Below are 9,351 nucleotides of genomic sequence, written 5' to 3'. Positions count from 1 at the left end.
CCCAGGCGGCCCCCCCCCCTCCGGCCCCCGGCGTACCGCCCCCCCGCCCCCCCCCCCCGGGGGGGGTGCGGGCCCTTGCGCGTACCGTCGGCGCGGCGGCTAGGAGATGTGCTCGTTCTCCAGGTCGCGCTGGTAGCGCTGCTTCAGCTCCGGCATCAGCCGGCTGATCGTCCGGAAGGCGAGCGGGTGCGTTATCCCGTGCCGGTCCGAGAGGTATATGTCGATCTGCTCGGGGCTCGGCACCTTGCCGTTCTCCTCGATGTACGCCCGGAACACCTCGTACGCGGCCTCCGCGAACTTCGCCTCGTCCACGGACCCGTCCACGGAGCCGTCCGGGAACCCGTCCGGGAACCCGTCCGCGGATCCGGCACCGGCGTCCGCACGGGCCGCCGGGATCGGGAGTTCCTGCTGTCCCGGCAGCTGCTCCTGCGGCTCCTCCGGGCCGGTCGGGGGCATCACCGGGGTCGGCTCCAGGCCTTCGACGTACTGGGGGTTGTAGCCGCCCTCGTACGCGGCCTGCGGCGCCAGCGGAGCGGCGAACCAGGCGCTGTCGTGGGCCGCGGGCATGGCCGTCGGGTCCACCGCGAACGGCGGCGGGGCGTGGTGACCGGGCACGGGCCCGGCCGCGACGCCGGCGGCCTGAGCCGCGGCCTGCGCCGCCGCGAACTGCGCCTCGGACGGACCCTGCGGACCCTGCACGGCGGCCGGCGCCTGCGGTACGGCCGCACCCGCCGGGCCCCCCGCACCGCCCGGCACGCCCGCCCGGCCCGCGGCACCCGCAGGCCCCGCGGAACCGGCCTCCAGGGCCGGGGCCGACGACGCCGGAACGGCCGCCGCAGCGGCCGCGGCCGCCGGAGGCAGCAGCACCGGGTCGATGCCCGCCGCCGCCAGCCCCTCCGGAGCGGTCTGGGAGAGGGGAACGCCGATCCGGGCCAGCCGCAGCGGCATCAGCGCCTCCACCGGCGCCTTGCGCCGCCACGCCCGCCCGTACCGGGCCTGCAGCCGCGCCTGGTAGATCAGCCGGTCCTGCTCCATGCCGACGGCCTGCTCGTACGACCGCAGCTCCCACAGCTTCATCCGGCGCCACAGCTTGAACGTCGGCAGGGGCGAGAGCAGCCAGCGGGTGATCCGCACACCCTCCATGTGCCGGTCCGCGGTGATGTCCGCGATCCGGCCCACCGCGTGCCGGGCCGCCTCCACCGTGACCACGAACAGGATCGGGATCACCGCGTGCATGCCCACGCCCAGCGGGTCCGGCCAGGCCGCCGCACCGTTGAACGCGATCGTCGCCGCGGTCAGCAGCCACGCCGTCTGCCGCAGCAGCGGGAACGGGATGCGGATCCAGGTCAGGAGGAGGTCCAGGGCGAGCAGCACGCAGATGCCCATGTCGATGCCTATCGGGAACACCAGCGAGAAGTTCCCGAACCCCTTCTGCAGGGCGAGCGCGCGCACCGCGGCGTACGAACCGGCGAAACCGATCCCCGCGATCACCACGGCTCCTGCGACCACGACGCCGATGAGTATCCGGTGCGTACGAGTCAGCTGCATCGCGGCCACCCGCGATCCCCTCCCCTTGTCGAGCTACGGCAGGCACAGCGTACGGGTGACCGCGCAGGTGACTGAATGTCAGCCTCCCCTTAGGCCGCCCGGATCCGCCGGGACCTACTGCGCGGAGGGAGAAGCCTGCTGCTCAGGCTGCTTCTGCTGCTGGTTGGCGGTGCCGACCGAGCCGACCGCTTCCTTCGCCGCGGCGATCGCGTCCTGGAGCAGCTTGGCCTGATCCGGAGCACCGGCGCCCTCGTACGCCGCACCGTTGTAGTCGAGCGTGACCACCACGTTCTGCGTGCGCGCCACGATCGTCGTGTTGAAGAAGTCCACGTCCTTCTTCACGCCGTACACGACCGACGTCGCCTGGTCGCCGATGCCGCCGGCCTGCTCGACCTTCACGTCGTGCGCGCCCTCGGACGCCTTCGCCGCCTCGACCTGCTTGGTGTACTGGTCCTCGGCGCGCTTGTTCGCGCCACCGAGCGAGGCGTGCGACTCGTAGCGGACCATGGAGATCGACAGCCAGCGGTACTGCGAACCCTTCAGGCCGTCCTCGTCCAGGCCGTTCCAGGAGCAGCTGGCACGGGTGGTCAGGTCGTTCGACTTGGTCGCGGTGCCGTTCTTGTCCTTCGCCTCCGGGACGAGGGTGTCGACGGTCCCGGACTGGATCGACTTGCACGGGTCGGGCAGCGTGGCGAACGCCGGCTTCTCCAGCGCGGCCGACGCCTTGCCGCTCGGCTTGGCGGACGACGCGGACGCGCCGGGCTTCTTGTCGCCGCCCGAACCGGAGTCCTTGCCCGAATCGGACGAGCAGCCGGCGACGGTGAGGATCACCGGGACGGCTGCGCAGGCGAGAACGCGAGTGAGGCGCGAGGCTGATCGGTGCATGGTTCCTTCAGTACGTTGTGGGCGCGTTCTGTGGACGCGGTGCGGGCGCGGGACCCGAACAAAGGTAGCCCGACCCGGCGCGCGCCTGGTGTGCGCGCCGTCACGCCGAGCCCCCCGCGCCCCCTGTCACTCGTTGAACCGCTCGACGAGCGCCTGCGCCAACTGCCGTGCCTTGTCCTGGGTTTCGGGACTGGGAGGAACCGTACCGGGCAGTGACGGCTGCACGCTGTACTCGACGGTGACGATCACATTCGAGGTGCGGAACACAATCCGCACGGTCCGCGCCTGCGCCGCACCGGCACCGGCCGCGCTCAGCTTGTCCTCGATGTAGGCCTCGGTACCGAGCCCTTCGAGGACGCGGGACCCGAGCTCGGGCGGCGGGGCGGACGCGCTGCTGCCGCCCGGGGACGGCGACTGCCCGGCCGGCGGCACAGGAGCCGTGGCCGCGGGCGTCGCGGCTCCGGCCGCGGGGGCGCCGGGCGTGGGACTCGCAGCGGGGGCACCGGGGCTGGTCGCCGGGTTCGGCGTGGGGCCGGGGAAGGGCAGGTGCGCGTCCGTCAGCCGGCGCACGTACACCTGCCGCGCCTTGTCGTCGTCGCTCATGACGGTCCGGTCGTACGAGACCACGCGCTCGAAGCCGACCGACAGCAGCCGGGTCTCCTCGGGCGCCTGCGCGGTCCAGCGGCAGCCGACGTGCCGGTCGCCGTCGTACGAGGTGTCCGCGGTGCCGGCGTACAACTGGGCGCGCTGCTCGTCGGTGAGGCTGTCCCCGGCCGGGAGCATGGCCCGCAGGCGCTTGACGTCGGCGGCCTTGCAGGGCGAGGGCAGGCTGCGGTACTTGCCGGCGGGTGCGGGTGCGGGACTGCTGTCGCCCGCCTTGGAGTCGCTGTCGGAGCCGACACCGTTCCCGCTCGTGCACCCGGTCAGGCCGGTCACACCGGCCACGAGTGCGGTGAGCATCGCGATGCCCGGCAGGACACCTCGCCGTACCGCCTTGCGCTGCACGTCCACTGGCCCCCTTCGACCGGCCGGCGGCCCGGCGGTCAGGAAAATGCGTTGCCGCGCTTTGGACGCGGATGAACACAATGTCTATCGCACACGCTGGTGCTGGCGCCGGTCTCCTGTCTGTTTTGGGGCTAAGAGCGAGGCTTTTTGCGTATTACGAACTTTCTGCGGTTTTCGGGGGATTGAAACGTCATGTCGTACGTAGAGGTACCGGGAGCGAAGGTCCCGATCCGGATGTGGACCGACCCGGCGTCGGTCGAGGCCGGCGCGATGCAGCAGTTGCACAACGTCGCCACCCTTCCGTGGATCAAGGGCCTGGCGGTCATGCCGGACGTCCACTACGGCAAGGGCGCCACGGTCGGCTCGGTGATCGCGATGAAGGACGCGGTGTGCCCGGCGGCCGTGGGCGTGGACATCGGCTGCGGCATGTCGGCGGTCAAGACGTCCCTGACGGCGAACGACCTCCCGGGAGACCTGTCGGGCCTCCGCTCCAAGATCGAGCGCGCCATCCCGGTCGGCGCGGGCATGCACCGCGACCCGGTGGACCCGGACCGGCTGTACGGGTTCCCGGTGGAGGGGTACGGGAATTTCTGGGAGCGGTTCGACTACGTCGCGGACGCGGTGAAGTTCCGCAGGGACCGCGCCATGCGGCAAATGGGAAGCCTTGGCCAGGGCAATCACTTCTGTGAAGTTTGTGTAGATACCTCCGGTTCGGTGTGGCTCATGCTGCACTCCGGCTCCCGGAACATCGGCAACGAGCTGGCGGACTTCCACATCAACGTGGCCCGGGGCCTGGACCACAACCAGGGACTGGTGGACCGGGACCTGGCGGTGTTCCTTGCGGCCACCCCGGAGATGCAGGCCTACCGGAACGACCTCTTCTGGGCGCAGGAGTACGCCAAGTACAACCGGGCCGTGATGATGAGCCTGTTCAAGGAGGTCCTGCGCAAGGAGTTCCGGAAGGCGAAGGTGTCCTTCGACCGCGAGATCAGCTGCCACCACAACTACGTGGCGGAGGAGCGGTACGAGGGCATGGACCTGCTGGTCACCCGCAAGGGCGCGATCCGCGCCGGCAGTGGTGACTACGGGATCATCCCGGGCTCCATGGGGACGGGCTCTTACATCGTGAAGGGGCTGGGGAACGAGAAGTCGTTCAACTCGGCGTCGCACGGAGCGGGCCGGAAGATGAGCCGGACGGCCGCGAAGAAGCGGTTCTCGGCGCGGGACCTGGCCGAGCAGACCAAGGGCGTCGAGTGCCGCAAGGACTCGGGCGTGGTCGACGAGATCCCGGGCGCGTACAAGTCGATCGAGCAGGTCATCGACCAGCAGACGGACCTCGTCGAGGTCGTGGCCAAGCTCAGGCAGGTCATCTGCATCAAGGGCTGAGCCCTGGGCGCAGTTGTCGGGGGGACGGAGGGGCCCGGACCGTTCACGGTCGGGGCCCCACCGTGTGCGCGGGGAGCCGCCGGGCTGAAGCCGGCGGCCCTCGTGCCGCATCTCAGGAGTGCCGGGCTCGTGCCCTGGGCACCGCCCCTGGCGCGCGTCAGAGGTCGCGGTGGACCTTCGTGTTCGAGGCCTGGGCGCGGGGGCGGACCACCAGGAGGTCGATGTTGACGTGGCTGGGGCGGGTCACGGCCCAGGTGATGGTGTCGGCCACGTCGTCGGCGCTGAGGGGGGCCGCCACGCCCGCGTAGACCTTCTCGGCCTTCTCCGCGTCGCCGCGGAAGCGGGTCTTGGCGAACTCCTCGGTCTTGACCATGCCGGGGGCGATCTCGATGACGCGGACCGGCAGGCCGACGATCTCCAGGCGGAGGGTCTCGGCCAGGACACGGGCGCCGTTCTTGGCGGCGACGTAGCCGGCGCCGCCTTCGTACGTGGCGTGGCCCGCGGTGGAGGACAGGACCACGACCGTGCCGTCGCCGGAGGCGATGAGGGCGGGGAGCAGGGCCTGGGTGAGGTTGAGGGTGCCGATGACGTTGACCTCGTACATCGTGCGCCAGTCGGCGGGGTCGCCGGTGGCGACGGGTTCGGCTCCGAGGGCGCCGCCGGCGTTGTTGACCAGGACGTCGCAGCGGTCGAGGGAGGCGGCGAAGGCGTCGACGGCCGGGCGGTCGGTGACGTCGAGGGCGTGCGCCGCGGCGGAGTGGCCGGCTGCCGTCAGTTCGGCGGCGAGGGCCTCGATGCGGTCCTTGCGGCGGGCGGTGAGGACGACGTGGTAGCCGGCTTCGGCGAGCTGCCGGGCGGTGGCCGCGCCGATGCCGCTGCTCGCGCCGGTGACTACGGCGGTTCGGGTGGCCGTGCTCATGTGCGGGGCTCCTCGGGCGTTCGGTCGTTCGTACGGGCGAATACCCGCCAGCATAGGCGGGGGTCAGCGGCCGCGCGGGGCGTACATGATCACGGCCATGCCGGCGAGGCAGACGAGGGCTCCGGCGATGTCCCAGCGGTCGGGGCGGTACCCGTCGGCCACCATGCCCCAGAGGAGGGAGCCGGCGACGAAGACGCCGCCGTACGCGGCGAGCACGCGGGCGAAGTCGCCCTGGGGCTGGAGGGTGGCGACGAAGCCGTAGAGACCGAGGGCGATGACCCCGGCGCCGATCCAGGCCCAGCCCTTGTGCTCGCGCACGCCTTGCCAGACGAGCCAGGCGCCGCCGATCTCGAGGACGGCGGCGAGCGCGAACAGGGCGGCGGAGCGGGCGATCGGCATGGCTCGAAGCGTACGCAGGCGGGCCGGGGCCGCCGCCCGCCGGCTGGGCCGCCGGATGGGGGAGGGCTCGCCCTCGTTCGTGTGATGGTCCGACCGGGGAGGGGCGCTGCTGGCTAGCCTCCGCGCGTGGAGGTGGTGGCGGTGCGCCGTTGTGCCGTACGGAGTGTGGTGGTGGCGGGCTTGCTGGTGCTCGGGGTGACCGGTGCGTCCGGGGTTTCCGGGGCGGCCGGGGTTCCGGCGGTCTTCGGGAGCGCGCGCAGCGGTCCCGAGGCGGACGTGGCGTACCACGGGCGGGTGTCCCTGGAGCGGGGGCTGCTGCGGGTGTGGGTGGTGCCACAGAACGAGGGGCCGGCCGCGCTGCCGAACGCGACCCTGCGCGTGCGGCTGTCGGCGGATCTCGCGGACCGGCAGGAGCTGGCCGCGGGCTGTGTTCGGGCCGGGCTGCGCGAGGTGATGTGCGAGACGGGTGCGCTGCCGCTGCACGGGCGGGGCCGGCACGTCGGGCTGTTGCTGGCGCTGAAGGAGCCGGTGCCGGAGGTGATGGTCCGGATCGACACGTGGTGGAACGGCGGCGCGTCGGACCGGGACCTGTCCAACAACCAGCACGCGGTGCTGGCGCTGGACACGGGCGACGCGTACGCGTTCTGACCCCGGGCCCCCGGGCGTGTCCGGCTCGCGGCACGCCCGGCTCGGGGCAGGCCCGGCTCGGGGCAGGTCCGGCCGGCTCGGGGCGCGGCCGTCCTACGGGGTGGCCACGCCGCCGAATTCCTCCACGGCCTCGCTGACGATCCGCTCCAGGCGGGCGTGGTGGGCGCCGCGCCAGTAGACGCGTTCGCAGGCCGTGCACTGGGCGAAGACGTCGTACGAGCGCTGCGTGCCGCCTTCGAGGCGGTCGCCGACGCTGTCCTTGTCGGCTTCGTGCAGTGGCCCGTTGCAGGCCGTGCAGCGGGTCCACGGGGTGAGGGCGGGAGCGAACCGGCCCAGGACGTCGCGCAGTTGCTCGTCGGGGTTGTCGCTGTAGACGTAGGCGCCGGCGAAGAGTTCGCGGCGGCGCAGCAGTCCGCGGTCGCGGGAGAGCAGGACGCGCTGTTCGGCGGCGGAGCGGGCGGCGAGGGCGGGGTCGCCGATGTCCTCGTTCTCGTACGCGGTGTCGACGCCGAGCAGGCGCAGGCGGCGGGCGAGGGTGCCGAGGTGGACGTCGAGGAGGAAGCGCAGCGGGGCGCCCTCGATCTGCTGGGGGCGTTCGACGCCGAGGACTTCCACGTCCTGTCCGGCGCGGGGCACGTACGAGACGGGTACTTCGCGGCCGTCGACGAGGAGCCGGCCGACCTCGGTGAGCGGGACGCCGGCCGATTCGACGACGTGGCCGAGGCTGGAGGAGCCGTCGGTGGCGGTCGGTACGCGTTCGGCCCGCCGGCTGGGCGGGGCGAACAGGCGTAGTTCGGGGGCGAGGGTGAGCTGAATGCCGGGTCCGTTCACGCTGTCAGCATGCCATTGGGGGGCGGGGTGGCGCGGCCGGATTACGAGGTCGCGACGGTGTCGTCGTAGGTGGTGCGGTGGGCGTTGACCTCGTCGAAGTGGTTCTCGGCCCACTGCTTCACGGAGGTGAGGAGGCAGGCGAGGCTGCTGCCGAGGCCGGTGAGGCGGTAGTCGACGCGGACGGGGACGGTGGGGGTGACGCTGCGGGTGACGAGGCCGTCGCGTTCGAGGGAGCGCAGGGTCTGGGTGAGCATCTTCTGGCTGACGCCGGGGATCTTGCGGCCGAGGTCGCTGTAGCGCATGGAGGAGTCCTCGGCCTGGGCGAGGGCGGCGACGATGAGGCCGACCCATTTGTCGCTGATGCGGGCCAGGAGCTGGCTGGTGGGGCACTCCTTGAGGAAGGCGTCGTAGGCGTAGCGGGCCTCTTCGCGGCGGTCGGCGGCGGTTCGGGTGGCCATGGGTGCCCCACTTCCGGGTCGGGTACGCACCCTGAAGTGCGTACTTACGAAAGGAGAGTACCTCTCCCTAGGTTAGTGCTCAGCAGGAACGAGCGAACGAAACCGAAACCCAGACCGAACCGGAAACGGGGAGACAACATGAACGAGAACGTGCAGACCGTGAAGACCATGCAGGCGGCCGTCGTGACCGGCTTCGGCGGGCCGGAGCAGGTGGAGATCGTGCGGGTGCCGGTCCCGCAGCCGGAGGCCGGCCAGGTCCGGATCCGGGTCGCGGCGGCCGGGGTGAACCCGGTGGACGGTGCGGTCCGCGTGGGCGTCTTCGGCGGCGCCGGGCAGACGCTGGGGCTCGGCTGGGACGTGGCCGGCGAGATCGACGCGGTCGGCGCGGGCGTCACCGGCTGGGCGGCGGGGCAGCGGGTGGTCGGGCTGCACTACGGGCCGGTCAAGCCGCTGGGCACGCACGCCGAGTACGCGGTGCTCGACGCCTCGGCGGTGGCGGCCGCTCCGAGCACGGTGGACGCGGTCGCCGCGGCCGGGCTCCCGCTGAGCGGGCTGACCGCGGGCCGCGCGGTGGGGCTGCTGGGGCTGGCCCCCGGTTCCTCGGTGCTGATCACCGGGGCGGCGGGTGTGGTCGGCGGGTTCGCGGTGCAGCTGGCGGTGCGGGCGGGGCTGGTGGTGACGGCCCTGGCGGGCGAGGCGGACGAGGAGTTCGTACGGTCGCTGGGCGCGACGGGCTTCGTCCCGCGGGGCTCGGCTCCGGCGGAGCCGGTGGACGGGGTCCTGGACGCGGCGGTCCTCGGCGAGCCGGCGCTGGGCTTCGTCCGTGACGGCGGGGTCTACGTGGGCCTGCGCCCGCACGCCGGCCCGGCCCCGGAGCGCGGGATCCGGGTGGTGGAGCAGGAGGTCGCGGCGGACGGCGCGCACCTGGCGGAGCTGGTGGGCCTGGTGGACGCGGGCGCCCTGACCCTCCGGGTGGCGCAGACGGTCGCCCTGGCCGACGCGGCGAAGGCCCACGCCCTGCTGGCGGAGCCGGGCACCCGTGGCCGCCTGGTCCTGACGACCTCCTGACCGGGGGTACGCGCACGGACAGGGCCGCCGGCCGCGCACGCGGCGGCCCGTGCCGTGGCCGGCCGGCACGCGCCGGCGGGCCGGTGAGCAGGGGGACCTCCTCGGCTGGCCGGGGGGTGGGCGCGGTGGAAGACTCGGTGGGGAGTGGCGAGGAGCGACCCATGCGAGCTTCGACTGTCCCGACTCCGGCCCCGGTGCGCCTCG

At 72.8% G+C, this 9,351-nt stretch carries 10 protein-coding genes; 3 read left to right on the top strand and 7 right to left on the bottom strand.

Features of this window, described 5'->3' with window-relative positions; genetic code table 11:
- Positions 1–99 precede the first annotated feature (99 nt).
- From ACFXA3_RS24515 to ACFXA3_RS24505, 3 genes are all read right to left on the bottom strand, one after another.
- Complete coding sequence (locus ACFXA3_RS24515) at positions 100–1,548, bottom strand: DUF2637 domain-containing protein (RefSeq protein ID WP_385190145.1); 1,449 nt, start codon at positions 1,546–1,548, stop codon at positions 100–102.
- Between the two features lie 114 nt (positions 1,549–1,662).
- The gene (locus tag ACFXA3_RS24510; protein ID WP_385190142.1) at positions 1,663–2,433 is read right to left on the bottom strand and encodes a DUF3558 domain-containing protein; all 771 of its coding nucleotides are present in this window, start codon (positions 2,431–2,433) and stop codon (positions 1,663–1,665) included.
- 126 nt (positions 2,434–2,559) lie between these two features.
- Entirely contained in the window at positions 2,560–3,438 is an 879-nt protein-coding gene (locus tag ACFXA3_RS24505; RefSeq protein ID WP_385190140.1) for a DUF3558 domain-containing protein, read from the bottom strand.
- Between the two features lie 192 nt (positions 3,439–3,630).
- On the opposite strand from ACFXA3_RS24505, the gene ACFXA3_RS24500 reads away from it, so the two are divergent.
- A complete protein-coding gene (locus ACFXA3_RS24500) occupies positions 3,631–4,824 on the top strand; it encodes an RtcB family protein (protein WP_385190137.1) in 1,194 nt (397 codons plus the stop codon).
- 157 nt (positions 4,825–4,981) lie between these two features.
- On the opposite strand, the gene ACFXA3_RS24495 is transcribed toward ACFXA3_RS24500, so the two are convergent.
- Together ACFXA3_RS24495 and ACFXA3_RS24490 are read right to left on the bottom strand one after the other, a co-directional pair.
- Positions 4,982–5,743: an SDR family NAD(P)-dependent oxidoreductase gene (locus ACFXA3_RS24495; protein WP_385190135.1), complete on the bottom strand. Its 762-nt coding sequence runs from the start codon at positions 5,741–5,743 to the stop codon at positions 4,982–4,984.
- Positions 5,744–5,806: 63 nt separating this feature from the next.
- Positions 5,807–6,142 carry a YnfA family protein gene (locus ACFXA3_RS24490; protein WP_385190133.1) on the bottom strand — a complete coding sequence of 112 codons (336 nt, stop codon included), beginning with the start codon at positions 6,140–6,142 and terminating at the stop codon, positions 5,807–5,809.
- Between the two features lie 171 nt (positions 6,143–6,313).
- On the opposite strand from ACFXA3_RS24490, the gene ACFXA3_RS24485 reads away from it, so the two are divergent.
- Positions 6,314–6,790: a hypothetical protein gene (locus ACFXA3_RS24485; RefSeq protein WP_385190130.1), complete on the top strand. Its 477-nt coding sequence runs from the start codon at positions 6,314–6,316 to the stop codon at positions 6,788–6,790.
- A gap of 93 nt (positions 6,791–6,883) precedes the next feature.
- Here the strand turns inward: ACFXA3_RS24485 and ACFXA3_RS24480 are convergent, their stop codons facing one another.
- A complete protein-coding gene (locus ACFXA3_RS24480; RefSeq protein ID WP_385190128.1) occupies positions 6,884–7,621 on the bottom strand; it encodes a Mut7-C RNAse domain-containing protein in 738 nt (245 codons plus the stop codon).
- Positions 7,622–7,662: 41 nt separating this feature from the next.
- Positions 7,663–8,079 carry a winged helix-turn-helix transcriptional regulator gene (locus ACFXA3_RS24475; RefSeq protein WP_385190125.1) on the bottom strand — a complete coding sequence of 139 codons (417 nt, stop codon included), beginning with the start codon at positions 8,077–8,079 and terminating at the stop codon, positions 7,663–7,665.
- Positions 8,080–8,247: 168 nt separating this feature from the next.
- Here ACFXA3_RS24475 and ACFXA3_RS24470 point away from each other — a divergent pair, with 168 nt between their 5' ends.
- On the top strand, positions 8,248–9,147 hold the full coding sequence (locus ACFXA3_RS24470; protein ID WP_385190147.1) for an NADP-dependent oxidoreductase: 900 nt from the start codon (positions 8,248–8,250) through the stop codon (positions 9,145–9,147).
- The last annotated feature ends 204 nt before the right edge of the window (positions 9,148–9,351 follow it).

Source organism: Streptomyces sp. NPDC059456 (genome assembly GCF_042750055.1).
Taxonomy (GTDB): Bacteria; Actinomycetota; Actinomycetes; order Streptomycetales; family Streptomycetaceae; genus Streptomyces.
The sequence above is the reverse complement of the archived record's forward strand: the minus strand, read 5'-3'. Positions and strand labels throughout refer to the sequence as shown.